Here is a 26068-nt window from a genome sequence, read left to right as displayed (position 1 = left end):
AGCAAGCGTCACTCGACCTGCAGTGGGTCGACGTAGACTGGCCGCCCCGCCCACGAGGAGGCCGTCATGACCGGACCGCAGCAGGGACCCGTTCCGGGTCCCGCCCAGTTCCCCACCGCCGCAGCACAGCAGCCCGTGCTGCCTGAGCCGGGATGGGTGCGGGCGCTCGACCGTCTGCTCTGGGTCCAGCGACCGGTGGTCGTGGCACACATCCGGTCGATCCGGCGGATGTACCCGAACGCGACGGCGGACCAGCTCATCCGTGTCCTGGAGCGTCGGTACCTCACGACGGTGACGACGACGGGAGCCGCCGTGGGCGCGACCGCCGTCGTCCCGGCGATCGGGACGGCGACGACCCTTGCGCTCTCCGGTGTCGAGACGGCGGGGTTCCTCGAGGCGACCGCCCTGTTCGCCCAGTCGGTCACCGAGGTCCACGGCATCGCCCTGGCCGATCCGATGCGATCCCGCGCGCTCGTCATGACCATGATGCTCGGCAAGGCCGGAACCGACCTCCTGCGGAACTTCGGATCCCAGGCGGCCGGGAAGGGTATCCCCCGGCAGGCGTTCTGGGGCCAGACGATCACCCAGGGTCTGCCGTCCATGATCGTGGGCCCCGTCGCCGACCAGTTGCGGGTGCGCTTCGTGAAGCACTTCGCGGCGAGCGGCAGCGCCGGCGTCATCGGCAAAGCACTGCCCTTCGGTGTCGGAGCTGCCGTCGGCGGCATCGGCAATCACATGCTCGGCCGACAGGTCGTCCGTGCCGCTCGCCAGGCGTTCGGACCGGCGCCGTTCGTCGTCCCCCTCGACCTCGAGCCACGGATGCGGGCCGTCTCCGGCCGGTCCGGCCTCGGGAAGGTCCGCGACCAGGTGTTCCGTCGCCGGAAGAACCTGGCCATCGAGGCCGGCAGCGAGACGGTCGGCCCGGACGGGCCCGAACAGCGTCCCTGACCACCCTCGGCGCGCTCGGGCTCAGCGCCGACCGGGCCGGTCCGGATGCGGCATCCCTCCAGGTCCATCGCGTACCGTCGGAGGGTGAGACTTCCATTCCTGCGCCGTCCCCAGAAGCCCTTCCCGGAAGGCCGCCACTTCGCGGTGACCTGGGGTCTGTCGGACGACTTCGGCGGCATGACGGAGGCGATGCTCCAGCGCTCGCGCGCGTTCATCCGATTGGCCGACACCCCCGTCGACGTCCTCACCTTCGACCACCGCGCGGACTACCCCGAGTTGGAGGCACGGCTGCGCACGCGAGGAGACCTGATCGACGGCCTGCGGGTCGTCAACCTCTGGGACTGGCTGCGCGACAACCCCCTGCCGGGTGGGTCCCTCGACCTGGCCCGCCACGGGTTCACCCCGCTCCCCCTGGAGGACGGCAGCACGGAACGACGCCGCGGCGACGTGGTCCTCAGCCGCGAGCGTCACGATGAGTCCGGTCAGATCCTGCAGGTGGACGTCTACCGGACCGACGGCACCCTGCTCCTGTCCGACCGCCGCGACACGCGCGAGCGGGGTGTCAAGGGCGGCCGGTCCGTGGTCCTCTGCGACGACCAGGGCCGTCCCGTACGATCCTGGGGGCGCATCTGGTCCCTGTACCGCGCCTGGTTCGACACGCTCACCGCGGGCGCTCCGGCCTGGATGATCGTCGACAGCAAGACCATCGCCCCGTTCGTCCTGAGCTACCGGAAACGCAACGTCGTCACCGCGCATGTCGTGCACGCCTCGCACCTCCAGGGCACGGAACGACCACACGGTCGGCTGCGGGAGTCACGGCGAGCGGTGTTCGAGGCGCTCGACGACTTCGACCTCGTCGCCCTGCTCAGCGACCGCCAGCTCGCGGACGTGACGACCATGCTCGGCGAGCACGCCTCGCTCGGGGTCATCCCGAACTCGCGCGAACTCGTCGCACCGGACGTCGCGCGTGCACCTCGGCCTCGCAGCCGCGGCATGTTCCTCGGTTCGCTCACGGCCCGGAAACGGCCGGCGAACGCGATCCGCGCCGTCCTCGCCACCACCCCGGTGGACGGGCCTCCCCCGACGCTCGACGTCTACGGCGGCGGGGAACTGCTCGACGAGTTGCAGACGCTCCTCGCCGCCGAGGACCCGGACCACCGCGTCGTCCTCCACGGTTACGACCGCTCGGCCCGGCAGCAGCTCGGCTCGGGTTCGTTCCTCGTCATGACCTCGACCTCCGAGGGCTTCCCACTCGTGCTCATCGAGGCGATGGCGGCCGGGTGTCTCCCCATCGTCGTCGACGTACCGTACGGGCCGGCCGACATCGTCCGCGACGGTTGGAACGGGTTCCTCGTGCCGTCCGCGGAACCGGCCGTCGTGTCAGCCGCCATCGAACGCCTCCTGTCGCTCCCCGAGGGCGAGGTCGATGCGATGCGTCAGCACGCCAGGGCGACCGCGGAGCAGTACGACGACGAGGCCGTCACCCGTCGGTGGGCTCAGGAGTTGCACGCGGCCGCTCGCCGGAAGAAGCGGAACGCGCTCGTCCCTCGCGTCGGCTGAGCATCCGGGAACGCACCGCAGCGACCCCCGCCTGTACCCCCCGACCGACGCTGCGCGCCAGGCCGTGGGACGGACGCTCGACGAGCTGGAAGAACCCGGCGGCGACCAGCAGGCTCAGTGGGACACCGACGATCCCGACCAGCCACCAACGCTCATCTCCGAACGAGAAGGCGAGTGTGGCCAGGATCGGGGCGTGCACGAGGTACAGGCTGAAGGACACCTTCCCGAGCCAGAGGACCGGCGGCGCCTCGAGGAGCCGACGGGCGAACGGGCTTCCGATGGCGACGACGATGAGGCCGGCCGCGCCCACACCCGACAGGCCCCAGAGCGCCTGACCGAGCGTCGATGAGGATTCGACGAACGGTCGGGAGAGCCAGCTCGCGACGAGCAGGAGCGCGGACCCGCCCGTGAGCAACGCCCATTGCAGCGGGCGGGACCGATCCGCAGCCCAGGCTCGGAGGTCGTCGAGCCTGACGGCGATCAGCGTACCGATGAAGAACGCCGGCAGGTACACGGCGGCGTCCAGTCCCGCGACCCGTCCGAGCACCATGATCACGGACATCAGTGCGGCGACCGGCCACGCCCAGCGGCGCAGCAACCGAGCGAGCAGGACGGCGATCGGGAGGAGGAGCGTGAAGATCAGCTCCCAGCGCAGCGACCACAGGGTGTTCACCAGGGTGTAGCTCGCCGGCGTCAGGGTGGCCTCCCTCAGGAGGTGCAGCGGGTCGACGCCCGTCGCGTTCGCGTTCGCGATCCACTCACCGGTGGTCACCGACGCCGGGTCCCTCGGGATGAGGAGGATGAGGGCGGCGGCGAACAGCAGTGATCCCCACACGGGGAGATAGAGCCGCACGAATCGGGCGGCGAAGAACCCCGGCCAGCTCGCGCCGCCTCGCAACAGCGGGAGTGCGACGACGAGACCGCTCAGGACGAAGAACACCTGCACGGCCTCGGTACCGGCGAAGAGCAGCTTCAATGGTGTCTCGGTCGCGATGTCCCAGGCGGGCTCCGAGATCCGGCCGGTCGCGAAGGGTCGTGCGAGCAACGACACGTGGTAGAGCACCACGACGACGCTGGCGACACCACGGACTCCGTCGAGGGAGGCCAGTCGCCCGGAGGACGGATTCACCTGCCCGACCCTACGCGGTTCTCCTGGGCGCGGACTCAACGGCTCAGGGCGCCTCAGGCGCGTCCTCTGTCGTCGTCATCCTCGTCTTCGTCCTCATCGTCCTCATGCTCGTCGAGCTTCGGCCGGCCATCGGCGTGCGCGAGGGCGAACCGTTCCCATTCCGACATCAGATGCTCGATGGCGCTGTGGAACCTCGCCGTCGTCACTCCCGGCGTCGTGTCGCCGAAGTAGTACTCGACCCAGTGCTGCAGTCGAGCGACCGTCTCGGGATCACCGAGGAGTCGGTCGACGCCGTCGACGATGTCCGCGGCGGCCGACGCATCGAGCCACTCGCACGCCGAGAGGTACCCTCCGGTGTCGATCTCCGCCTCCGGATTCACGGGACGGGTGATCATGAGCGGCTTCCCGCTCGCGAGGCGGTCGTAGACCATCGCGGAGATGTCGACGATGGCCGCGTCCGCCGCCGCCAGCTGCCAACCGAGGTCGGCACCCGTGTCGACGACGTGCTGGGCCGAGGCGTCCGCACGGTTCGCCTCCTGGAGCGCGGCCATGATCTCGCGGTTCGCGCTCGCGTAGGCCGGATCGACGACACCGCTCCTCGGGTGCGGACGGTACACGACGCGGTGCCGCCCGGTCGCGATGAGTGCTCGGACGAGGGCAACGCCGTGGCTCGCGATCGAGCCGTACGCCGCGGCCGCGCGGTCGCCCTCCCAAGTGGGCGCGTACAGGACGACGGTCCGCTCATCGGGCGTGTAGGGCAGTTCGCCCGAATAGTGGTCGGCCTGGGGGCGGCCGATCATGATCGCGCGCTTGTCGAAGTCGTAGTCCCAGAGCACCCGCTCCAGCCGGTTCCTCGCCGCTTGGCCGGCGATGAGGCTGTAGTCGTAGGCCTTGAACTGGTTCGTCGTCATGTACATCTTGTCGCTCTCGCCGTGGTTGACGAAGACGTGCCAGCGGGAGCCGTAGCGGAACATCTGGAAGTTCTTGGCGTTCTGGTTGACGTACAGCACGACGCGGATGTCCTGTTCGGCAAGCGTGCGCTCGAGGGCGACGACCGTCCGGACGTAGGCCGTCGGGATCGGCGACTCCTCGAACAGCTTCGCCGCCGCCGTCGCACCGCGGCTGAGGATGAGGACGGGCCACTGCTTCGACAGTTCGGCGAGCGGCCGGTACCACTGGCGGATCTGGTACATGTTGACGGCGCCGTCCGCGAAGTACACGGCCACCTTGTAGCGCCCCGGCTCGATCACGGGAGCCGCCTGCATCTGCGCCGCTAGGACGGCTCTGGCCCGGCGGTTGGCGAGCAAGTCCTTGGCGAGCGTGATGGCACGACGACCGTCTCTGATCAGGCCCATGTCAGCTCCAGCATCCGTCAAGCGTAACGACGCCAGGTCACGGTGGGATCACGACGGGCACCCGCCCCTCAGATGACCGGAGGTCGCCCTGCGCGCGTCATCCGCCAGACCGTCCGCCAGCGCAGTGGGCGACGTTCGCCGGGGTCCGTCCGCCAGCCCTCACGCCAGCCGCCGAACCAGGGGCGGAGGGCCTCCGGCTTCCGCCACCACCGGATCACCTGGATCGCGGTCCAGGAGCCCACATACAGCGGAATGAGCGGTACGGGGAGGTTCCGCCGTGCGAGCCAGACCCGGTTCCGCGCGTTGAGCCGGTAGTAGGCGGTATGCCTCGTCGGTTCGGTCACCGGGTGGTTCGCTTCGAGGGAGGCCTCGTACCAGGCTCGCCTCCCCTGGTCCCAGACCCGCCAAGCGATCTCGATGCCCTCATGCGCGTAGAAGAACGGGTCGGCCCACCCACCGACGGCGTCGAACACCGACCGCGGCAGCAGGACGGCCGCTTCGAGGCAGGAGAACACGGCGCTCGAATGCCTGGGGTCCTTGTCGCGGGTTCGCGGCACCCAGCGGGACGGCGTCGCTGCACCGTCCGCGTCGGCGAGCCGGGGCTGGATGAGGCCGATGGACCGGTCCGCGTCGAGCATCGCGATGGCGTCGCGGAGGAACGTGGTGGACGGGATGGTCGCGTCGTCGTCGAGGAAGAAGACGAACTCCCCCTGCACCGCCGCGACACCACGGTTGCGTCCGGCGGGGATCCCGAGGTTCTCGGACAGGGCCAGGCCTCGGGCGCCGTCCGGAAGCCCGGTCGGCTGCCAGCCGTTACCGACCACTACCACGTCGAGCTCCACCGCTTGCTGGGCGAGCACGCTCTCCACGGCTGCGGTGAGCTCGACCGGGCGGGTCCCCTGCGTCAGGACCACGACACCGACGGAGCGCGTGACCGGGATCGGGCCGGACATCACGCGTGGAGCCGCTTCGACGAGACGATCGCGACGAAATGACCGACAAGCGTCAGGAGCGCAAGCGGTACGAGGATCGCGAGCACCCAGCGCATCGCCTCGACGTCGCCGACGAACAGACCGACCACGGAAGCGGCGAAGATCACCATCGTGAGTTCGACCGAGTGGAACAGGCGGTGGAACGGCAGGAACCGCGCCACCGTCCGCGCCATCGCAAGCGCTCCCCCACGAGGTGCCGACTCCTCCGTCGAGTAGGTGAGCTTCGGCGCCCCGAAGCCGGCGCGGGCGACCCGCACCATGTCGTTCAGCGCCTTGTTGAGCACGACGAACAGCGCGAGCGCGAATCCGAGGGTGATCCAGACCAGGTCCTCGGGCGCATCCACCGGCCACGCGGCGGCACGGACACCGAGCGCGATCGCGATGAGTGACTCGGTGGAGTAGTGGCCGACGGAGTCCAGGAACGCACCTGCCGGACTCGACGTCCGCCGCCAACGCGCGACCTCGCCGTCGCAGCAGTCGACGAGCATCTGGGTCTGCCCGAGCACGAGTGCGAGGGCCGCACCGCCGAATCCGGGGATGAGCAGCGCGGCGGCCGTGGCCCAGCCGGTCAGGATCATCAGACCCGTCACGCCATTCGCGCTGATGCTCGTGCGCAGCAGCAACCAGGTGACGTACGGCGACAGGTCTCGCAGATAGAGGTCGGCGGTCCAGTGCTCGGCGTTCTTCCGCGCACGGACCTCCGGCGGTTGCGCCACGGCACGGAGTTCGGCGATCGTCCGCGGGGGCGTGAGCCTCGGCCCGGTTCCGGCCGTGCTGGGATCCGACATCTAGACCGCCTTCGGTGGATTGCGCAGCGCGGAGATGCCCTTCGCGAGCGAGCCGTAGCCGAGCACGAACCCGGTGCCCCAGCAGAAGTGGATGCACGGCAGGACGGCGAGCATCCAGAGGCTCGTGCGTATCCCGTCCCGCCCGGTGACGACGATGCTCGCGAGCAGCACGATGGCCGCATAGGCGATGGGGGCCGCGAACCCGAGGAGCAGCCACGGTGTCGCACCCGCCCCCAGCTGGACCAGGCCTCCGAGCCCGAGCAGCGTGCCGAGCACGATGCCGAGCACCAGGACCGGTGGCGCGAAGTAGCGGAGCGTGCCGCGGGTGGGGAAACTCCGGCTGAGTTCGCCGCGCCAGAGTCCGGTGGAGAAGAACTGTCGCGCCAGGGCGCGCATGCTCGCACGCGGGCGGTAGACGACGCGCAACGCGGGCGTGAACCAGACGAGGCCGCCGGCCTGCTTGATCCGGCGGTTGAGCTCCCAGTCCTGCCCGCGTTTGATGCGCTCGTCGAACATGCCCACCCGCATGAGCATCTCGCGGTCGAAGACGCCGAGGTAGACCGTGTCGGCCGGCCCCTCTCGACCGCCGACGTGGTGGGGTGTGCCACCGAGTCCGACACGCGAGCCGTACGCCCGCGCCACCGCCGTCTCGAAGCTCGTGCGCCCCTGGGCGTCCATGATGCCGCCCACGTTCTGCGCCCCCGTGCGGAGCATGGTCTCGACCGCGAGTCTCGCGTAGTCGTCGGGCAGCTCCGAGTGGGCGTCGACCCGGATGACGATCGGATGCGTCGACGCGGCGATCGCCAGGTTGAGCCCGGCCGGGGTCGACCCGACGCGGTTCTCCAGCACGTGGATGCGGGGGTCGGCCGCCTGGAGCTCTCGGACGAGCTCGGTCGTGCCGTCGATGCTCGGCCCGACGGCGATCGTGATCTCCGCGTCGCCGGCGTAGTCCTGCGCCAGGAGGCTGTCGACAGCTGCTCTGACGTGTCGGACGTCGTTCAACACCGGCATCACGTAGGAGACTCCGGGCGACGACGGTGCGTCGGCCTGGCCTGTGTCGTTCGACATGGGGGTTCACTCCGTGTTTCGTTCGATCGAGCCTAGCAGCCGGTCGTCGGGGTGGCCCGGACGCGGAGGACGCCCGCACGGAGGCCGTGCGGGCGTCCTCCGGGGCGTGATGCCCCGGGTGTCAGAGCGCGAGCTCGCCGAGCGTGACCTCGGCGGTCTGCGAGTCGTTGCCGCGGGTGAAGGTGAGCTTCGCCGTCGCCCCCGCCGCGAGCGCCCGCACCTGAGCGGTCAGGTCGTTCGCACCGGTGACCGGGACGCCGTTGAACTCGGTGACGATGTCCCCGGACTTCAGACCCGCGGCCTGCGCGGCGCCGTTGTCGGTGACCTTGTCGATGAGCGCGCCCGCGACCGTGCTCTTGGCGTCGCTCGAGGCGTCCTTCACGGTCGCGCCGAGCAGGCCGTGGGTCGCCTTACCCGTCTTGATGATCTCGTCCGAGACGCGCTTGGCGATGTTCGCCGGGATGGCGAAGCCGACACCGATGCTGCCGCTCTGCGACGACGAGTCGGTGCTTCCGGCGCTCGCGATCGCGACGTTGACCCCGATGAGCTTGCCGGTGCCGTCGACGAGCGCGCCACCCGAGTTGCCGGGGTTGATCGCCGCGTCGGTCTGGATGACCGCGATGGAGATCGAGGAGGTCGGCGCGGTCGGGGTGGTCTGCCCCGGCACGTCGAAGTTCCAGGGGCTCTGGTTGTCGCCGTTCGAGTCGCCGGACCCGCCGTCGTCGCTCGATCCGGAGTCCGGAACGGCGGAGGAGGCGACGGTGATGCTCCGGTTGAGGGCGCTGACGATGCCGTCGGTGACGGTTCCCGCCAGTCCGAGCGGCGCACCGATCGCGACGGCCGTCTCGCCGACGTTGAGCTTGTCGGAGTTCGCGAACTCCATCGGACTGAGACCCGAGGCGTCTTCGAGCTTGATGACCGCGAGGTCGTAGATCGGGTCCGTGCCGACGATCTTGGCGTTGTACAGCTTGCCGTTCGCATCGGTGACCCTGATGGTCGGGTCGGCGACCTGGCCGTCCAGTGTGACCACGTGCGTGTTCGTCAGGACGTAACCGTCCTTGCTGAGGATGATCCCCGAGCCGGTGCCGGCGCTCTGCCCGCCCTGGACCGAGAGGGTCACGACGCTCGGCCCGGCCGTCGCGGCGATGGCCGTGGTCAGGCTGACGTCGGCGTCGTCGTTGATGGTGAACGCCTTCGAGCCAGCCTCGTTGCTCGAGACACTCGACTTCGTCGCGTTCGTGACCCAGAGCGTCGCCCCGGCGCCGGACGCTCCTCCGATGAGGGCGCCGACGGCGAGCATCGCGACCATGCCCGCGAGCGGGCGGTTGGTCTTCTTCGTCCGCGCTGCCGGTGGCGTCGGGACGCCAGGGTGCTGCCCGGTCGGCTGCTGGGCGTACGGGGACGCACCGTAGGGACCGTGCTGCTGACCAGGCTGCGGCTGGGCCGTGGGCTGCTGACCGGTGGGCTGCTGGTAGGCCGCGTACGGGTTCGGCTGCTGCTGACGGGAGAAGGCTGCGGACGGGTGCTGCGGCGCCTGCTGGTACGGCGAGCCCTGCTGGGCCGCGCCGTACGGCTGCTGCGTCGGCTGACCGGCGGGCGGTGCGACCGGTGGCATCGCGGTCGGGGGCGGGAAGTACGCTCCTGAGGTCGACGGCCGTGCCTCGCCCGCGGGAGGCACGGTGCCGCCCGCCTGCTCAGCGGGTGCGGACTGCGGCGCGGTCTCACCGTTCGGGGTGGACTGGGGGTGTTCGGCGGGCTGCTGTCCGTCTGCGGTGTCGGTCATGGCGATTCTGCTCCTTCCAAGCGCAGTCAGCTTCCCGTGCTGAGCTGAGTGTTTCATTCGCGCCCGCTGTGCGCCGGCTAGGGCTTCGCCGTAAGGACCTGCGCACGGTGTCCTAGATTGGGAGCGGCCCGCGCCCGCGGCCACGGAAGGATATCGACATGGTGGTTGACGGACCCTGGCGGCGCACCGCCGAAGGCGCCGGCCTCGTCGACGAGGACGGACACGTCTCGTCGACGATCTTCGCGGAGATGAGCGCGCTCGCGCTGCAGACCGGAGCCGTCAACCTCGGCCAGGGGTTCCCCGACGAGGACGGACCCGAGGCCGTCCTGGCCGAGGCGGTCGCGGCCATCGAGCGCGGCGAGAACCAGTACCCGCCCGGCCCGGGCACCCTCGACCTCCGCACCGCGATCAGCGAGCACCAGCGACGGTTCTACGGTCTCCAGCCAGACCCGCAGGGAGAGGTGCTCGTCACCGCCGGAGCGACCGAGGCGCTCGCCGCGACCCTGCTCGCCCTCGTCGAGCACGGCGACGAAGTCGTGACCTTCGAGCCGTTCTACGACGCGTACGGCGGACTCATCGCCCTCGCCGGTGGGCGGCATCGGACGGTCAAGCTGCGCGCACCCGACTTCCAGGCGGACCCGGACGAGCTCCGCGCCGCCGTCACCGACCGGACCAGGGTCATTCTGGTCAACACACCGCACAACCCGACCGGCACCGTCCTCGGCCGCGCGACGCTCGACCTGGTCGCCGAGTTGGCGGAGCGCCACGATGCGATCATCGTGACCGACGAGGTCTACGAGCACCTGAGCTTCGACGTCCGGCACGTTCCGATCGCGACCTTGCCGGGTGCCGCCGAACGCACACTCACGATCTCATCCGGTGGCAAGACCTTCAGCACGACCGGGTGGAAGATCGGCTGGTTGACCGGACCCCGCGAACTCGTCTCGGCCGTCTCGACGGTCAAGCAGTACCTCAGTTACGTCAACGGCGCACCGTTCCAGCCGGCGATGGCGACCGGACTCCGACTGCCCGACGCCTCGTTCACGGCCATCGCCGACGACCTGCGCGGCAAGCGGGACCTCCTGAGCGCGGGCCTCTCAGCCGCCGGTTTCGACACCTTCCGGCCGGACGGCACCTACTTCATCGTGGCCGATGCGGCACCGTTGGGCTTCGACGATGCTGCGGCGTTCTGCCGGGCGCTGCCCGCGCTCGCCGGCGTCGTGGCGGTGCCGCTGTCGGCGTTCTGCCTCGACCGGCACGACCCGGACTACGCGTCACTGGTCCGGTTCGCGTTCTGCAAACGCGTCGAGGTCCTGGAGCGGGCCGTCGAGGGTCTCGCCCGACTCCGCGGCTGAGGCTCCGACGCACGAGACGACGGGCACCGGATCGTTCCGGTGCCCGTCGTCTCATCGATCCGCTACTTGGTGAGCGAGTCCACGTACTCCTGGTTGTCGCTGATCCACTGCTTGACGACCGGCGCGTAGTCCTTCGAGTCACCCTCGTTGAACATCGCGTTCTCGAGCGAGAACAGTCGCTCCGAGTCGAAGTCGAAGTCCTTCAGCCACCCGGCGAGCGTCGGGTACTCGTCCGCGAAGTCGGCCTTGCCGAAGCTGTGGATGCCTTCGGCGTCCCCGAGCGCGCCCTTCGGGTCCTCGAGGTCCTTGATCGGGAACGCGTCGTAGGCCCAGTGCGGACGCCACAGCGTGACGGCGATGTTCTCACCGGCGTCGGTCGCGGCCTTCAGCTCCGACAGCATCGCCGGGGTGCCCGAAGTCAGGAACTCCCAGTCGTCGAGGCCGTACTCGGGGATGACCTTGTCCTGGGTCGCCTCCGTGAGTCCGGCACCGGGGTCGATGCCGACGAGGCGGCTGTCGAAGAGGTCCGCGTTGGCCGCGAGGTCCTCGAGCGAGTCGACGGGGGCGTCCTCGTTGACGGCGATCGTGAGCTTGGCGTCGGTGTTCCAGGCGCCGAGGTCGACGACGTCGTCACCGAACTTCTCGATGTAGCTCGCGTGGGTCGTCGGCAGCCAGACGTCGAGCGTCAGGTCGTAGTCACCGGTGCTGAGGCCGGAGAACACCGGGGCGGGCTCCGCCTCCTCGAGGGTGACGTCGTAGCCCTGCTCCTCGAGCACGGCCTTCCACAGCTCGGAGGCCGCGATGCCCTCGTCCCAGCCGCTGAACACGGCGATGGTCACCGCCTGCTTGTCGCCGTTCTCGAGCGTCTCATCAGCGGCGCCGGCGGAGCAGCCGGAGATGGCGAGCGTCGCCGCCGCCCCCGCTGCGATGGTGGTTGCGATCTTGGTGCGGTACTGCATGTTCGATGATTCCTTTCGTCCCGCGTGACGCGGGGATCGGTGTCGTCGGATGGAAAGCTGTGTGCCGGTGGGTCACCGCACGGCGGTCGGCGACTCGGCGGGGGTGCGCTGCTCCTCGCCTGAGGCGGTGCTGTCGGTCGTCGTGGTGCTTGCGGCCGGTGCCGGGCGGATCCCGGCGGGCGAGGCCGGGGCAGCCTTCGTACGCTTGCCGCGCTGCTTGCGACCGCCGCCGAGGGAGGCGGTGAGACGGTCCAGGAAGATCGCCAGGATGACGACCGACAGGCCCGCTTCGGAACCGAGCTGGATGTCGATCCGGGAGAGGCTCTTGACGACGTCGCCTCCCAGGCCGCCGGCGCCGACCATGCCGGCGATGACGACCATCGAGAGCGAGAGCATGATGACCTGGTTGACTCCGGCCATGATGTTCGGCATCGCGAGCGGCAGCTGGATCTGACGCAGGATCCGCCAGGAGGAAGCACCGAACGCGTTGCCGGCCTCGACGACCTCGCGGTCGACGTTGCGGATCCCGAGTTCCGTGAGACGGACTGCCGGGGCCAGCGCGAAGACGATCGTCGCGACGATGCCCGGGACGACGCCGATGCGGAACAGGATGAGCGCGGGGATGAGGTACACGAACGCAGGAGTCGTCTGCATGAAGTCGAGCAACGGGCGGATGATCGACGACGCGACCTTCGAGCGAGCCGCCAGGATGCCGAGTGGGATCCCGATCACGATGGCGATGAGACCGGCCACGAGCACGAGCGAGAGCGAGTCCATCGCGTTGTCCCACTGCTCGACGCCGACGATGATCAGCAGCCCGACCGCGGAGCCGACGGCGAACACCGGGCCCCGCGCGACGAAGGCCAACAGCGCGGCGACGATGATGATCACCCAGAACGGCGGACCGCTGAGCGCGAGGTCGACGCCGTCGTACAGCCCCTGGAAGACGGTCCGGATGACGTCGAAGACGGGCTGGAAGACGTCGGTGATGAAGTCGACGAAGGCTTCGACCCACGCACCGATCTCGGGGCGGGTGATGGCGTCCAGGAACCCGGACGACTGGAGACGGATGCCGTTCATCGGACACTCCCTTCCGGCAGGCTCGCTGCCGGTTCGGCGGCGCTGGTCTCGATCGACGAGGTCACGTCGTCGGGGTGCTGCGGGTCCTCCGCGGTCGACCGGAGGGTCGCCGTGATGAGCTCGACAGGCACCGTCGCCGGCGGTCCGACAAGGCTGATCTCATCCGTGTTGGTCGGGACGTTGCCGACGGCGGCGAGCAGGGTCACCCGCGGGACGACGCCGAGCAGGCGCGTCCGCTCGTCCACGACGGCGACGGGCAGGGCACTCTCGACGGCGGACTCGAAGAGGTCGACGAGCGCCGCCTCCGGCGAGACCGTGGCGAGGTCGGCGGTGATGACACTCCCGAGCTGGTGGTCGCCCGCACGGACGAGACGCAGCACGTCCTTGTCGCGGACGACGCCGAGGAGCTGCCGGCCCGGACCGACCACGAAGGCGGTCGAGGTCTGCAGATCGCGCATGATGCGCAGGGCAGCCCTGGGTCCGGCGGACGCGGAGACGACGGAGCGCGCGGGTTCCATCACGCCACCGGCGGTCAGGACGCGGGCGCGGTCGACGTCCTGGACGAACTGGGCGACGTAGTCGTTCGCCGGGTCGGTCAGGATGTCGTTCGGGGTGCCGACCTGGACGATCCGGCCGTCACGCATGACGGCGATCCGGTCGCCGAGGAACATCGCCTCGTTGAGGTCGTGGGTGATGAACACGATGGTCTTGCCGAGCTCGGCCTGCAGCTCGACGAGCTGCTCCTGCATCTCGCGGCGGATGAGGGGATCGAGCGCGGAGAACGCCTCGTCCATGAGGAGGATGTCGGTGTCCGAGGCGAGTGCGCGGGCGAGGCCGACGCGCTGCTGCATCCCGCCGGAGAGCTGGCCCGGGAGCTTGTCCTCCCAGCCTGCGAGCCCGACGCGCTCGACGACGGCCTGGGCCCGCTCGCGTCGTTCAGCGGCCGGCACACCCTTCACCTCGAGTCCATAGGCGGCGTTCTCGAGCACCGTGCGGTGCGGCAGGAGGGCGAAGTGCTGGAAGACCATCGAGATGTCGTCCTGTCGGACCGCACGTAGCTGCTTCGAGGACACCCCCGAGATCGGCTTCCCGGCGATGGTCACGGTGCCCGCCGTCGGCTCGAGCAGGCCGTTGAGCATCCGGATCAGCGTCGACTTGCCCGAGCCGGAGAGGCCCATCACGACGAAGATCTCGCCCTGCTTCACCTCGAACGAGGCGTCGATGACGGCTGCGGTGGTCCCGCCGGAGGCGAGTTCGTCACGCGCGGCACCGGCCTGCAGGCGTTTCACGGCTTCCTTCGGCTTCCTGCCGAAGACCTTGTACAGTCCCGTCGCGGAGACGGCAATCGTTTCGGTCATGTGTTCTCCTGGAAGCGCACGCGGAACCGCGGTGCGCTCTTCCTGTCGATCGTCAGGCCGGGTCGAACGGCTCTCGATCCGCCCCATCGGCGCACTGATGGACAGCGCGCGGGCTCGGATCACGTGGGGCGACAACGGCTACCGCGTGGCGTTCGACCGTACGTCCAGCACGCCGTCGCGGGGCGACAGGGGGCGAGACGCGGTTACGTGGGTCAGCCCTTGCGGGCCGTCGACAACGCTAACGAAACTCACAGCTGCTGGCTAATCGAGGATCCCCCAAAAGGCGGACATCGCACACGGACTCCATGGCAAAACCGAACATGGTCAGGGTTTTCCGTTCGAGTCCTTCGTTATGCGTTCGTGATCTTCACCCGGCCGGTACAGCCGCGGATCACCGTCACTCCCCCACCGCGACGCCGATGAACGAGTGATCGAACACCAGACTCGTGCGCGTTGAGGCGACCGTCGGATCCGCCGACAGGTGCTCGACGACGAAGTCGCGGATGTGGGCGCTGTCCCGCGCCGCGAGATGGATGACGAAGTCCTCGGAGCCGCCGAGGAAGAACACCTGCACGACTTCCGGGAGCTGTCGGATGCCGGCGCTGAACTCGGCGATACGGGCTCGAGCTCCTGCCCTGATGTTGACGCTGATGAGCGCCTCGAGACCGAGCCCGACCGCGACCGGATCGATACGCGCCGAGAACCCCGTGATCACGCCGCGATCGACGAGCGACCGCACCCGGGCGACGCACGTCGAGGGCGCGATGCCGACGAGCTCCGCCATGCGGGCGTTCGTCATGCGCGCGTTCTCCTGGAGGAGCCGCAGGAGTGCGTGATCGACGTCGTCGAGGTCCGCACTGCTGTGCAGATTGTTCGTCATGCTGCGCCTGCTCTCGATCTTTTCCGAATCATCAGCGATTTTTAGAGGAGATTCCATGAAAGCTGCGGTGTTCATGAGCCTGAAACGCAGCAACCTCAGAATAGTCGCACACCGTCCACCGACGAGCGGGAGAGCCGAGCCTTGGCCCAGCCTGCGAGAGGAACCAGCCATGCGAATCGGCATCCCCACGGAGATCAAGAACAACGAGAACCGGGTGGCGGCGACGCCCGGCGGCGTCCACGAACTCGTCCGACACGGCCATGAGGTCGTCGTCCAGGCGGGCGCCGGCCTCGGGTCCGGCAATCCCGACGAAGCGTATCGCGCCGCCGGTGCGACCATCGCCGCCGATGCGGCCTCCGTATGGGCGACGGGCGACCTCCTGCTCAAGGTGAAGGAGCCCGTCGCCGCCGAGTACGGCTTCCTGCGGGCCGACCAGACGCTCTTCACCTACCTGCACCTCGCAGCGGACCGCCCCCTCACCGACGCCCTGCTCGCCTCTGGGACCACCGCGATCGCCTATGAGACCGTCCAACTCCCCAATCGCTCCCTGCCGCTCCTGCAGCCGATGAGCGAGGTCGCGGGACGACTGTCGACGCAGGTCGGCGCGTACCACCTCATGCGAGCCACCGGCGGACGCGGAATCCTCCTGGGCGGCGTGCCCGGAACCCCCAAGGCGAAGGTCGTCGTCATCGGCGGCGGGGTCGCGGGCGAGCACGCCGCGGCCAACGCGCTCGGCATGCAGGCGGACGTCACGATCATCGACATCTCCATCCCTCGCCTGCGCGAGCTGGAGAACCGTTTCAGCGGGCAGATCCAGACCAGACCGTCATCGGCGTACGAGATCGCGGAGCAGCTCCGCGACGCCGACCTCGTCATCGGCTCGGTCCTCATCCCCGGGGCTCAGGCCCCGAAGCTCGTCACCGACGCCATGGTGGCGGACATGAAACCCGGCTCGGTGCTCGTCGACATCGCGATCGACCAGGGCGGCTGCTTCGAGGGCTCCCGGCCGACGACGCACGACGACCCGACGTTCCGGGTCCACGACAGCCTGTACTACTGCGTGGCCAACATGCCCGGCGCCGTCCCGGAGACCTCGACACGCGCGCTGACCAACGCCACCCTCCGGTACGCACTCGCCATCGCCGACCAGGGCACGGGAGAAGCGGTGGCCGCCGACGCAGCGCTCCGCGCGGGCGTCAACGTCCACGCGGGTGCGGCCACCAACGCCGGCGTGGCAGCAGCGTTCGGCCTCCCCGTCGCGACGATGGACTGACCCACCGCTCGCCGGCTGCGGGCGACCATCCCCGCAAACGACGAAATCCCGGTCTCGAGGAGACCGGGATTTCATCTTTTCTGTTGCAGGGGCAGGATTTGAACCTACGACCTCTGGGTTATGAGCCCAGCGAGCTACCGAACTGCTCCACCCTGCGGCACAAGAGATAAACCTAGCATGCATTCTGGGGCCGTGCAAATCGCGTACCGCCAAGGACCCCGTCGCCGGCAGAATCCCTCCCCCTGGAACGCCGAACGGCGTCGCCCGTCAGGGCGACGCCGTTCGGATCGTGGGCTCGGAATCAGCCGTTCAGCAGCGCGAGAGCCTGCGCGAGAGCGTCCGACACCTTCTTGTCCGCCACCCCGTAAGCAGCCCAGTCGCCGCTCGCCATCGCGGCGTCCTTCTCGACCATCGCGGCCTTCGCCTGGTCGAGGAGCGTCTTGATTTGAGCGTCGACCGTCGGGTCACCCGTGCTCGGGGTCGTTCCACCGTCGGTGCCGCCTCCGGTGTCCGTGCCGTCCGTCGGGGGTGTGGTGCTGTCTCCCGGCACGTTCGTGTCACCGGCGTCGGCACCCGAGTCTCCACCGAACAGGACGTCGAGCGCTTCGTCGAGGGTGTCCTCGAACGCGATCTTGTCGCCGAAGGCCACGAGCACCTTCTGCAACAGCGGGAAGCTCGTGTCGCCCGTGGACTTCACGTACACCGGTTGGACGTACAGCAGCCCACCTCCGACGGGCACCGTCAGCAGGTTGCCGTTCAGCACCTCGGTCTGACCCTGCTTCAGGATGTTGATCTGGCTCGACACGCTCGGGTCGGAGTCGAAGGTGTTCTGCACCTGACCGGGGCCCGGCACGGTGTCGTCCTTCGGGAGGGTCAGCAGTCGGATCTTGCCGTAGTCGGAACTCCGCTTACCGTCCTCGGCGCCGGCGTTCGCGTCGACCGCGAGGTAGCCGGTGAGCACGTTCCGCGACTGTTCACCGCCCTGACGAGGGATGAACGTCGAGTACAGCGAGAAGGAGGGAGACTCCTGGCCAGGCAACTGCATCGTCAGGTAGTAGGGCGGCTGATAGGTCTTGTTCGTGTCGGTCGACTGCGGATCGTTGGGGGTGACCCAGGCGTCCTCACTCGAGTAGAACGAACCGGCGTTGGTGACGTGGTACTGACCGAGCACCGAGCGCTGGACCTTGAAGAGATCGGCCGGGTACCGCACGTGGCTCATCAGGTCGCCGGACATGTCCGACATCGGCTTGACCGTCGACGGGAACACCTTCTGCCAGGTCTTGAGGATCGGGTCCTGGTCGTCCCAGCTGTAGAGCGTGACCTTGCCGTCGTACGCGTTGACGGTCGCCTTCACCGAGTTCCGGATGTAGTTGACGTCGTCGAGCGCGTAGTTCTGCGCCGGCGTGACCGAGTCGGAGATGGTGTCCGACAGGCTCACGGTCTTCGAGTACGGGTAGCTGGCGCTCGTCGTGTATCCGTCGACGATCCAGACGATCTGACCGTCCACCACCGACGGGTAGGGGTCGGAGTCGAGCGTCAGGTAGGGGGCGACCTTCTGGACCCGGGTGAGCGGGTCGCGGTCGTAGAGGATCTGCGACTTGCTGTTCACGGAGTCCGACAGGAAGATCTGCTCGGACTGGAACTTCAGGGCGTAGACGAGCTTCTTGAAGACGTTGTCGAGCTTGGGCCCGCCGTCGCCATCGAAGGTGGTGTAGGTCTGCGACTCGCCCTGGGTGCCCGACGGATAGTCGAGTTCCACCGGGTCGGAGCCCTTGGGGGCACCGACGATGGAGTAGTCGGGCGACTGCTCGCCGAAGTACACGCGCGGCTCGAAATCGCCGAGCGAGCCGGTGGTGGGGATGCCGGACTCGAGGAAGACCGGCTCGCCGGAGGCCGAGCGCTGGTTGCCGTAGGCGGCGACCAGCCCGTACCCGTGGGTGTACACCACCGTGTTGTTGATCCACGACTGCGAGTTGTCGAGACCGGCGACGTTGAGTTCGCGGACCGCGACGACGGCGTCCTGCGTCTTGCCGTCGATGTTGTAGCGGTCGACGTCGAGCTGCTTGTCGAAGGAGTAGAACTGCTTGAACTGCTCCAGCTGGGCCACGGATGCGCTCACGAGCGACGGGTCGATGATCCGGATGTTCGCCGTGGTCTCGGCGTCTTGACGGAGCGCACCGGGAGTCGCGTCGGTGGTCGCCGCGTACTCCTCCTCCTCCACGCCGGCGATCCCGTAGGCGTCGCGCGTCATGTCGATGTTCCGCTTGATGTACGGCGTCTCGAGACTCTTCGCGTTCGGCTCCACCTGGAAGCGCTGGACGATCCACGGGTAGAGACTGCCGACGATGAGCGACGCGACGATCAGCAGCGCTGTGCCGACGAGCGGCAGACGCCAGCGGCCGGTGAACGCGGTGACGACGAACAGGACGGCGACCATGAGCGCGATCCCGGCGAGGATCACCCGACCGGGGATGGTCGCGGCGACATCGGTGTACGAGGCTCCGGTGATGAGCGTGCCGGTGTCGTTCAGGGTCGTGTACTGATCGAGCCAGAGGCTGACGGCCTGCAGGATGAGGTAGAGCGCGGCGAGCACCGAGATCTGTACGCGGGCTGCCATCGAGATCCAGACCTCGCGGCTGACCACCCGGATGCCTCCGTAGAGGTAGGTGACGACGGCGGTGGCGATCAGGGCGATCAGGACGACCGCCGAGGAGAAGGCGACCACGGCCTGGAAGAACGGCAGGTCGAAGAGGTAGAACGAGACGTCGAGGTTGAACTGCGGGTCCTTGGTGCCTGCGGGCGTACCGTTCATCCAGAGCAGGACCAGCTGCCAGCGCGAAGCGGCGGCGACACCGCCGAAGAGGCCGAACAGCGCGGGGATACCGTAGGTCGCGAGTCGGCGCAGCGGCTCGACGACCTGCTGGTAGCGGTCGACCTGGGAGCTGAGCTTCGCGTACACCGGGCGTGTCCGGTAGGCGATCTCGATCGCGAGCCACACGGGCAGGGCCATACCCACGAACCCGACGAGGAACATGGCGATCGCCGCGATCCACTGCGTGGTCAGGACCTCGGTGAAGCCGAGCTGTTGGAACCACAGCAGGTCGGCGTAGAACCCCGAGAACACGAAGAACCCGATCAGGAGCGCGGCGATGATCGCCACCGTGATCGCGATCGGGGCGCGTCGGCGCTGAGTGGACAGGGGCTTCTCTGCTGCTGCGGATGTCACGTGTGGCCTCTTCAGATAGGGGTCGTCCCACCCATCCTAAAGCGGCCGGGCTGAGAGAGCGCCCGAAGCGTTCAACCGGCCGAGCAGGTGGGCAGCTTGCTCGTGTCGGCTCCGTCCGCGATGGCCTTGAGCGCTGCGAGCGAATCGTCGAGGGTCTTCACGGCGAAGACCGTCAACCCGTCGGGGACGTGTCCGGCGACCTCGTCGCAGTTGCTCTCCGGCGCCAGGAACCACTCGGCCCCGGCGTCCTTCGCGCCGAACAGCTTCTGCCGGATACCGCCGATCGCGCCGACGTTCCCGTCGGCGTCGATCGTCCCGGTACCGGCGACGTCCTTCCCGCCGTTGAGCTCACCCGGCGTGAGCAGGTCGATCATGCCGAGCGCGAACATCATCCCGGCGCTCGGGCCGCCGACGTTGTCGAGCTGGATGGTGATGTCGACGGGGAGGTCGTAGGTGGTCTTGGTACCGATGCCGATCACGGTCGAGGTCGTCCCGTCGGACGCGGTCGCGGTCGTCGGCGTGATCTCGACGGTGCTCGCCGCTCCCCCGCGCACGATGTCGATCGTGACCGGCTTGTCCGTGCCGTTGGCGTTGATCGCGTCCCGCAGGGCCGCCAGGCCGGTCACCGGCGTACCGTCGACCGCGACGATCTCGTCGTCGAGCTGCAGCACACCCTGCGCGGGGGCGCCCTCCGCGATCTGTGCCACCACGATGTGCTCGGGGACCTCGTATCCGAGCTCGCGCAACGCCGCCGCGACCGAGTCCTGCTGCGAATCGACCATGAGGGTCGCGTTCTGCTCGTCGCGCTGCTCGGTCGTGACGCCGGGCGGGAAGTAGAGGTCCATCGGCACGACGGCGCGGCTCGGGTCGAACCAGGCCGAGACGATGTCGAGCCAGCCCGGGCTCCGTTGCGGATTCCCGACCAGCTGGACCGTCAGCATGTCGAGCGTGCCGCCGGTGTCGTAGGTCTGCTCGTCGTGGACCTCGATGAGCGGGACGTCGCCGTCGTCGCCCTCGGTCGTACTCAGCACGTTGAACACCGGACCCGGCTGTTCGATGACGTACGGCGCGGGTACCGCCGACAGCACTCCGAGGAGGACGAGCGAGAGGCTGAGCACGATCCACCCGAACCGGGCGCGACGATTGCGACCCTGACCGGTCGGCGCCGAAGCGGTGGGAGCCTCATCGGCGAAGAGCGACATGCAAGCCTTCCGGAGTGTTCGCGGTGGGCGGAAACCCGACCAACCATACCCCGGCGATTCTTCAGCGAGGTGCGACTAGCGTAGAAGGCCCAGCACCGAGCTATCTGAGAGGCGGCTGACGTGCCAGAGGATTCCGACAAGAGTCCGGAGGACGAGTTCCGCGACATGCTCCGCGAGCTCCTCTCCGGCAACGGTTCGTTCGACGCGAGCCAGCTCGCCGGCGCCGCCGGCCTCCCCAGCGATCCGGCCAGTCTCGCTGCGCTCATGTCGCAGCTCCAGGGCGCACTCCGCTCCGGTGGGGACGGTATCAACTGGGACACCTCGCTCCAGCAGGCGAAGACCATCGCCGGGGACGGCTCCCAGGACACGACGCCCGAGCAGCGTGCGGCGTTCGAGCAAGCGTTCCACATCGCCTCCCTGTGGCTCGCCGACGTCACCGACGTGGCCGAGCTGTCGAGCGAACCGGCCCTGTACACGAGGACCCGCTGGGCCACGAAGACCATGCCGTTCTGGACGCAGCTCGCCGAGCCGGTGGCCACGAACATCGCGAACGCCCTGACCGGCGTGCTCACGGAACGCGCGCCCGAGGAGCTGTCGAGCATGATCGCGAACGCCGGACAGCTCGTCCGCGGCATCGGCGGCACGCTCTTCGCGATGCAGCTCGGACAGGTCGTCGGTCAGCTCTCCAAGGAGGTCGTCTCCGGCGGCGACATCGGCATCCCACTGCTCGACGACAACGAGGCAGCCCTGGTGCCCCAGAACGTCGCCGACTTCGGCGAGGGTCTCGACATCCCGGCGGATCAGGTCCAGATCTACCTCGCGGTCCGTGAACTTGCGCACGCACGACTCTTCCGTCACGCCCGCTGGCTCCGCCTGCACCTCATCTCCTCGATCACCGACTTCGCGCGCGGCATCCGGATCGACACCGAGCGACTCGAGGAACTCGCCGAGAGCTTCGACCCGTCGAACCCTGAGGAACTCCGCGAGGCCATGACGAGCGGAGCGCTCATCCCCGCCCGCACGGAGGCACAGGACGCGAGCCTGGCTCGACTCGAGACGACGCTCGCCCTCATCGAGGGCTGGGTCGACGTCGTCACCGCGGCAGCCACCGAGCGTCTCCCCCGCTCCGCGGCCATCGCGGAGACCGTCCGCCGACGCCGCGCCGCCGGTGGGCCGGCCGAACAGGCCCTGGGTGCACTCGTGGGACTCGAACTGCGCCCCCGCCGGCTGCGTGAGGCTGCGCAGATGTGGCAGCAGGTCACCGATGCCGTGGGCACCGCGCAGCGCGACGCCCTGTGGTCGCACCCCGACCTCGTGCCCACCGCAGCCGACATCGACGCCCCGGAGGCCCTCATCGCGCGCCTCGAAGCCGAGGCCAGGGGTGAGCGTCCGGAGCAGGACGAGATGGATCTCGCGCTCGAAGACCTCCTCCGTGGCGAGGAACGCGGCGACCAGCACGACGACGAGCCCGGTTCGGAGCCCTCCGGCCCGAACGGTGCCGGCGGCCCCCCGGTCTGACCCACGGCGACGCTCCACAGCTCGTCCTACCGGGCGAGCTGTGGACAGTGCCGACGCGACCGGTCGTCGACCCGCCATCATCGATGGATGACGACGCGCCTCGATCCCAGGAGACCACTGCTCTGGCGGACCCCGCACAGCCTGCAGGTGGGCGTCGATGAAGCGGTCGTGCTCGACAGCGTCCGGACCGAGACCGAGCAGGTCGTCGCGGCACTGCGTGCCGGCTTCCCTGACCTGGTCGAACGACGACTGCCGGACGCGTTCGACATCCCGGCCCAGGAATTCGATCGCGTCCTTTCGACACTCGACCCGGTGATCGAGCACCACGGCCCCACCTCCGGAACCGCCGAGACGCGCCGGATCGTCGTGGACGGCGCGAGCCCGGCGGCCGAGCTCGTCCGACGCCTCCTCTCCGAGCAGGAGGCGGTCGGACTCCTACCGCCGGAGTCCGTGTCGACGCAACCCGGGCCGCAGCCCGACCACGTCGACGTCGCCGTCCTCTTCGCCGACTTCGTCATCCCGCCGAGTCGGTACACGCGCTGGCTGCGCGACGACGTCCCGCACCTGCCGGTCGTCTTCAGTGATCGTGTCGTCAGGATCGGGCCGTTCGTGACACCCGGTTCAGGGCCGTGCCTGCACTGCGTGGAACTGCACCGCACCGACGACGATCCGACCTGGCCGGCCGTCGCATCCCAGCTCCTCGGCCGCCGTTCGCCGCTCGACACCCAGCTCCTCGGCGCGGAGGTCGCGACCCGCGTGACCCGCCTGGTGATCCGCCATCTCGACGCGTCCCAGCCCATCCTCGCGAGCACCCAGCTGGTGGTCGACGCCGCTACCGGTGGGGTCAGGCGCCGCGTCGTCCGGGAGCACTCGAGGTGCGCATGCCGAGCTCTGCCAGGAACCGCGACGGCTCGCGTCGACCACCGCGTTGCTGCATCTCGGACCAGGACAGGTTGAGCAGCCGCTTGGCGCGCGTGATGCCGACGTAGAGGAGCCTCCGTTCCTCGTCCGCCTGCTCGAACTGCTTCGCGTAGGAGATCGGCAGGTATCCCTCGGAGAGCCCGATGAGGTGCACCGCCTCCCACTCGAGGCCCTTCGCCGAGTGCAACGTCGCCAGCGTGACCGCCTCGACCGTCGGTTCGTGCTGAGCGGCCTGCCGCAGTTGCAGCTCATCCGTGAAGGCGCGGAACGAGGTGCCTTCCGGCGCCTGGTCGACGAGCCCCATGATCGCGTTGAGCGACTCCCAGCGGTCGCGCACCGCACCGCCGCCGTCGGGCGGGTCCTGGCTCCAGCCGAGCGACCGGAGCACGTCGCTCACGGACTTGAACAGGGGCTCGCCGCTGATCGAGACGGAGGCCGCGCGGAGCTGGAGCAGGGCCTGCCGCACCTCGGGCAGCTCGAAGAAGCGCTTGGAGCCGTGCATGACGTAGGGGATGCCGGCTTCGCCGAGGGCCGTCTCCAACGCCGCCGCCTGGACGTTGATCCGGTAGAGCACGGCGATCTCCGAGGCCGGGACGCCCGCCTGCAGCTGCACGAGGATCTCCGAGGCCACGCCTCTCGCCTCGGACAGCTCGTTCGGATACTGCCGCAGGCCGACCGCCGGCGTCTCGGGCCGTGCGGTCTGGGTGCCCTCGTCGTCGCGTGCGGTGGCCGCTGAGAGGTGCAGTGCCCCCGGACGACCCCGCATGAGCGTGTTCGCCGCGGCCACGACGGGCGGGGCGGAGCGGTAGTTGCGCTCGAGCCGGACGACCGTGGCGTCGTGATACCTGGTCGGGAAGTCGAGCAGGTAGTCGGACCGGGCACCGGCGAAGGAGTAGATGGTCTGGCTCGCGTCGCCGACGACGCACACGTCCCGTCGACCGCCCAACCAGAGTTCGAGGAGTCGGTGCTGCAGCGGCGAGACGTCCTGGTACTCGTCCACGACGAAGAACCGGTACTGCTCGTGCACCTGCATGGCGACGGCGGGCTCGGTCTCGATCATGCCGGCGCAGGCGAGCAGGACGTCCTCGAAGTCGATGCGTCGGCGCTCGTCCTTCAACTGCTCGTAGGTCTCCTGGAGCGAGACGACCTGCTCGAGGGACAGCTTGGCCGGCAGCGGGCGGTTCGACGCCGCGTACTGCTCGAGGGTCAGGCCGGACACCTTACGCCATTCGATCTCGCCCGCCACGTCGCGCAGGGTCGCCGTGTCGACCCGCAACCGGAGTCGCTCCGCCGCGTGCCCGAGGACCCTGCCCTTGCTCTCGACGAGCGCGGGAACCGGTCCGCCGACGACCTGGGGCCAGAAGAAGTTCAGCTGCGAGAGTGCGGAGGCGTGGAAGGTCCGGGCCGAGACCCCCTCGGCGCCGAGGGCCCGGAGCCGGCCACGCAGTTCCGCAGCCGCGCGACTGGTGAAGGTGAGCGCCATGACGCGCGACGCCGTGTACGTCCCGGTCGCGACGCCGTAGGCGATGCGATGGGTGATCGCCCGGGTCTTGCCGGTGCCTGCGCCGGCGAGCATGCACACGGGGCCCCGGAGCGCCTCTGCCGCGACGGCCTGGTCGGGGTCGAGTCCGGCCAGCAGTTCGGCCGGGCTGCTCATCGTCGACCCTCGGTGGTACCGCGCCTCATCGAGACCAGGATCCGCGGAGCCATTCGTCGATCACGGCTCGTGCGATCGACGACGGTCCGGGGAGGATGACGTCGGTGGACGGGTCCTCGAGTTCCTCCCGCGTGAACCACCGCAGGTCGAGGATCTCCTGACCGTCCGGGACGAGTGCCTCCGGATCCTGATCCGCCGCGAGCGGGGCGACGAAACCGAGCATGAGCGAACGCGGGAACGGCCACGGCTGCGAACCGAGGTAGACGGGCGTGCCGAGACGCATTCCCGACTCCTCGAAGATCTCGCGGGCGACGGCCTGCTCGAGGGACTCGCCGGCATCGACGTACCCGGCCAGCAGCGAATACCGGTTGTGCTCCCACATCGCGTTCGACCCGAGCAGGATCCGTCCCTGAGGATCGACGACGGCGACGATGACCGCGGGGTCCATGCGCGGGAAGAGCTCGTTGCCGTCGACCGGGCAGTGCCGCGCCCAGCCGGCGTTGCGGACCGTGGTCGGCGAGCCGCAGTGCGCACAGAACGGCTCGGCACGATGCCAGCCGGCGATGGCGAGCGACGTCGCCAGGATCCCGACATCGCGGTCCGACAGGCGATGTCCGCTCCGACGGAGGTCGAACCAGCGGTCCTCATCCTCGGTGATCGCGTCGGCGTCGGCGTCGGCGAGGACCCAGAGCAGGATGTCCGTGCCCGGTGGCGTCCCAGGGCTGTCCTCGACGGTGCTTCCGAGGTAGACCATGAGCTCCGGCTCGGGAAGATCGGAGGGAACCAGGAGGTCGAGCGCGTCGCCGGTCACGAGTGCGCGCCGACCGCGGAGGACGACGGCTCGGGCGTTCGGGTCGACCCGCAGCTCGTCGAGCACGTCCGGTCGGGAACGAAGCTCGCCGTGACGGTCGAGTCCGCCCCTCGCGAGCGGTAGACCGGCGAGTGCGCGAACCTGAATCGTCATGGACAACCTCTCTGAGGGCGTGGCGAGCGCGGCTCACCGGGACGGCCCCGTA

At 69.2% G+C, this 26068-nt stretch carries 20 protein-coding genes and 1 tRNA gene; 6 read left to right on the top strand and 15 right to left on the bottom strand.

The genetic code is table 11. From position 1 onward, the window contains the following. Positions 1 to 66: 66 nt before the first annotated feature. Together RWN05_RS10110 and RWN05_RS10105 are read left to right on the top strand one after the other, a co-directional pair. A complete protein-coding gene (locus RWN05_RS10110) occupies positions 67 to 948 on the top strand; it encodes a hypothetical protein (protein ID WP_064296197.1) in 882 nt (293 codons plus the stop codon). Between the two features lie 84 nt (positions 949 to 1032). Next, positions 1033 to 2508, top strand: coding sequence for a glycosyltransferase (locus tag RWN05_RS10105; RefSeq protein ID WP_314139420.1), 1476 nt, complete (start codon positions 1033 to 1035; stop codon positions 2506 to 2508). On the opposite strand, the gene RWN05_RS10100 is transcribed toward RWN05_RS10105, so the two are convergent. From RWN05_RS10100 to RWN05_RS10075, 6 genes are all read right to left on the bottom strand, one after another. After that, positions 2429 to 3637 carry an acyltransferase gene (locus RWN05_RS10100; RefSeq protein ID WP_314139419.1) on the bottom strand — a complete coding sequence of 403 codons (1209 nt, stop codon included), beginning with the start codon at positions 3635 to 3637 and terminating at the stop codon, positions 2429 to 2431. The two genes, RWN05_RS10105 and RWN05_RS10100, sit on opposite strands and share 80 nt — an antisense overlap. A 53-nt stretch (positions 3638 to 3690) precedes the next feature. Then, a complete protein-coding gene (locus RWN05_RS10095; RefSeq protein ID WP_314139418.1) occupies positions 3691 to 4992 on the bottom strand; it encodes a CDP-glycerol glycerophosphotransferase family protein in 1302 nt (433 codons plus the stop codon). Positions 4993 to 5060: 68 nt separating this feature from the next. Then, positions 5061 to 5945, bottom strand: coding sequence for a glycosyltransferase (locus RWN05_RS10090; protein ID WP_314139417.1), 885 nt, complete (start codon positions 5943 to 5945; stop codon positions 5061 to 5063). Beyond that, a complete protein-coding gene (locus RWN05_RS10085; RefSeq protein ID WP_314139416.1) occupies positions 5945 to 6772 on the bottom strand; it encodes a CDP-alcohol phosphatidyltransferase family protein in 828 nt (275 codons plus the stop codon). The genes RWN05_RS10090 and RWN05_RS10085 overlap by 1 nt, the downstream gene beginning before the upstream one ends. Continuing rightward, positions 6773 to 7840 carry a glycosyltransferase family 2 protein gene (locus RWN05_RS10080; RefSeq protein ID WP_071260995.1) on the bottom strand — a complete coding sequence of 356 codons (1068 nt, stop codon included), beginning with the start codon at positions 7838 to 7840 and terminating at the stop codon, positions 6773 to 6775. Between the two features lie 121 nt (positions 7841 to 7961). Next, positions 7962 to 9623, bottom strand: a complete 1662-nt coding sequence (locus RWN05_RS10075; protein ID WP_071260997.1) for a trypsin-like peptidase domain-containing protein — start codon at positions 9621 to 9623, stop codon at positions 7962 to 7964. Between the two features lie 158 nt (positions 9624 to 9781). Here RWN05_RS10075 and RWN05_RS10070 point away from each other — a divergent pair, with 158 nt between their 5' ends. After that, positions 9782 to 10978, top strand: a complete 1197-nt coding sequence (locus tag RWN05_RS10070; protein ID WP_079002151.1) for an aminotransferase class I/II-fold pyridoxal phosphate-dependent enzyme — start codon at positions 9782 to 9784, stop codon at positions 10976 to 10978. Positions 10979 to 11040: 62 nt separating this feature from the next. Here the strand turns inward: RWN05_RS10070 and RWN05_RS10065 are convergent, their stop codons facing one another. From RWN05_RS10065 to RWN05_RS10050, 4 genes are all read right to left on the bottom strand, one after another. Next, on the bottom strand, positions 11041 to 11937 hold the full coding sequence (locus tag RWN05_RS10065; protein WP_064296188.1) for a glycine betaine ABC transporter substrate-binding protein: 897 nt from the start codon (positions 11935 to 11937) through the stop codon (positions 11041 to 11043). A gap of 72 nt (positions 11938 to 12009) precedes the next feature. Next, complete coding sequence (locus tag RWN05_RS10060; RefSeq protein ID WP_079002149.1) at positions 12010 to 13017, bottom strand: proline/glycine betaine ABC transporter permease; 1008 nt, start codon at positions 13015 to 13017, stop codon at positions 12010 to 12012. Continuing rightward, a complete protein-coding gene (locus RWN05_RS10055) occupies positions 13014 to 14375 on the bottom strand; it encodes a glycine betaine/L-proline ABC transporter ATP-binding protein (protein WP_079002147.1) in 1362 nt (453 codons plus the stop codon). The genes RWN05_RS10060 and RWN05_RS10055 overlap by 4 nt, the downstream gene beginning before the upstream one ends. A gap of 397 nt (positions 14376 to 14772) precedes the next feature. Further along, the gene (locus RWN05_RS10050) at positions 14773 to 15255 is read right to left on the bottom strand and encodes an Lrp/AsnC family transcriptional regulator (RefSeq protein WP_064296186.1); all 483 of its coding nucleotides are present in this window, start codon (positions 15253 to 15255) and stop codon (positions 14773 to 14775) included. 169 nt (positions 15256 to 15424) lie between these two features. On the opposite strand from RWN05_RS10050, the gene ald reads away from it, so the two are divergent. Continuing rightward, the gene (ald, locus tag RWN05_RS10045) at positions 15425 to 16528 is read left to right on the top strand and encodes an alanine dehydrogenase (RefSeq protein ID WP_314139414.1); all 1104 of its coding nucleotides are present in this window, start codon (positions 15425 to 15427) and stop codon (positions 16526 to 16528) included. 83 nt (positions 16529 to 16611) lie between these two features. Here the strand turns inward: ald and RWN05_RS10040 are convergent. From RWN05_RS10040 to RWN05_RS10030, 3 genes are all read right to left on the bottom strand, one after another. Then, a tRNA-Met gene (locus RWN05_RS10040) sits at positions 16612 to 16685 on the bottom strand. 144 nt (positions 16686 to 16829) lie between these two features. After that, the gene (locus RWN05_RS10035; protein ID WP_231884394.1) at positions 16830 to 19754 is read right to left on the bottom strand and encodes a UPF0182 family protein; all 2925 of its coding nucleotides are present in this window, start codon (positions 19752 to 19754) and stop codon (positions 16830 to 16832) included. Between the two features lie 71 nt (positions 19755 to 19825). After that, positions 19826 to 20956, bottom strand: coding sequence for a S16 family serine protease (locus tag RWN05_RS10030; protein WP_314139413.1), 1131 nt, complete (start codon positions 20954 to 20956; stop codon positions 19826 to 19828). 165 nt (positions 20957 to 21121) lie between these two features. On the opposite strand from RWN05_RS10030, the gene RWN05_RS10025 reads away from it, so the two are divergent. Continuing rightward, a complete protein-coding gene (locus tag RWN05_RS10025) occupies positions 21122 to 22474 on the top strand; it encodes a zinc-dependent metalloprotease (protein WP_079003878.1) in 1353 nt (450 codons plus the stop codon). Between the two features lie 87 nt (positions 22475 to 22561). Further along, positions 22562 to 23431 carry a TOMM precursor leader peptide-binding protein gene (locus RWN05_RS10020; RefSeq protein ID WP_079002142.1) on the top strand — a complete coding sequence of 290 codons (870 nt, stop codon included), beginning with the start codon at positions 22562 to 22564 and terminating at the stop codon, positions 23429 to 23431. On the opposite strand, the gene RWN05_RS10015 is transcribed toward RWN05_RS10020, so the two are convergent. Further along, positions 23319 to 25052, bottom strand: coding sequence for an ATP-dependent helicase (locus RWN05_RS10015; RefSeq protein ID WP_079002140.1), 1734 nt, complete (start codon positions 25050 to 25052; stop codon positions 23319 to 23321). The genes RWN05_RS10020 and RWN05_RS10015 overlap by 113 nt on opposite strands. A gap of 25 nt (positions 25053 to 25077) precedes the next feature. Beyond that, positions 25078 to 26016 (bottom strand): NAD(+) diphosphatase, encoded by a 939-nt coding sequence (gene nudC / locus RWN05_RS10010; RefSeq protein WP_079002138.1) that lies wholly within the window; start codon positions 26014 to 26016, stop codon positions 25078 to 25080. Between the last annotated feature and the right edge of the window lie 52 nt (positions 26017 to 26068).

The sequence above is a fragment of the uncultured Plantibacter sp. genome (assembly GCF_963518075.1).
GTDB classification, from domain to species: domain Bacteria; phylum Actinomycetota; class Actinomycetes; order Actinomycetales; family Microbacteriaceae; genus Plantibacter; species Plantibacter flavus_A.
Note: the sequence above shows the minus strand (reverse complement) of the source record. Positions and strands in the feature narration are given on the sequence as shown.

Coding starts and splice junctions, on each gene's coding strand:
- RWN05_RS10110 (WP_064296197.1), top strand. CDS start 67: ATGACCGGACCGCAGCAGGGACCCGTTCCGGGTCCCGCCCAGTTCCCC.
- RWN05_RS10095 (WP_314139418.1), bottom strand. CDS start 4,992: ATGGGCCTGATCAGAGACGGTCGTCGTGCCATCACGCTCGCCAAGGAC.
- RWN05_RS10090 (WP_314139417.1), bottom strand. CDS start 5,945: ATGTCCGGCCCGATCCCGGTCACGCGCTCCGTCGGTGTCGTGGTCCTG.
- RWN05_RS10085 (WP_314139416.1), bottom strand. CDS start 6,772: ATGTCGGATCCCAGCACGGCCGGAACCGGGCCGAGGCTCACGCCCCCG.
- RWN05_RS10080 (WP_071260995.1), bottom strand. CDS start 7,840: ATGTCGAACGACACAGGCCAGGCCGACGCACCGTCGTCGCCCGGAGTC.
- RWN05_RS10075 (WP_071260997.1), bottom strand. CDS start 9,623: ATGACCGACACCGCAGACGGACAGCAGCCCGCCGAACACCCCCAGTCC.
- RWN05_RS10070 (WP_079002151.1), top strand. CDS start 9,782: ATGGTGGTTGACGGACCCTGGCGGCGCACCGCCGAAGGCGCCGGCCTC.
- RWN05_RS10065 (WP_064296188.1), bottom strand. CDS start 11,937: ATGCAGTACCGCACCAAGATCGCAACCACCATCGCAGCGGGGGCGGCG.
- RWN05_RS10060 (WP_079002149.1), bottom strand. CDS start 13,017: ATGAACGGCATCCGTCTCCAGTCGTCCGGGTTCCTGGACGCCATCACC.
- RWN05_RS10055 (WP_079002147.1), bottom strand. CDS start 14,375: ATGACCGAAACGATTGCCGTCTCCGCGACGGGACTGTACAAGGTCTTC.
- RWN05_RS10050 (WP_064296186.1), bottom strand. CDS start 15,255: ATGACGAACAATCTGCACAGCAGTGCGGACCTCGACGACGTCGATCAC.
- ald (WP_314139414.1), top strand. CDS start 15,425: ATGCGAATCGGCATCCCCACGGAGATCAAGAACAACGAGAACCGGGTG.
- RWN05_RS10030 (WP_314139413.1), bottom strand. CDS start 20,956: ATGTCGCTCTTCGCCGATGAGGCTCCCACCGCTTCGGCGCCGACCGGT.
- RWN05_RS10025 (WP_079003878.1), top strand. CDS start 21,122: ATGCTCCGCGAGCTCCTCTCCGGCAACGGTTCGTTCGACGCGAGCCAG.
- RWN05_RS10020 (WP_079002142.1), top strand. CDS start 22,562: ATGACGACGCGCCTCGATCCCAGGAGACCACTGCTCTGGCGGACCCCG.
- RWN05_RS10015 (WP_079002140.1), bottom strand. CDS start 25,052: ATGAGCAGCCCGGCCGAACTGCTGGCCGGACTCGACCCCGACCAGGCC.
- nudC (WP_079002138.1), bottom strand. CDS start 26,016: ATGACGATTCAGGTTCGCGCACTCGCCGGTCTACCGCTCGCGAGGGGC.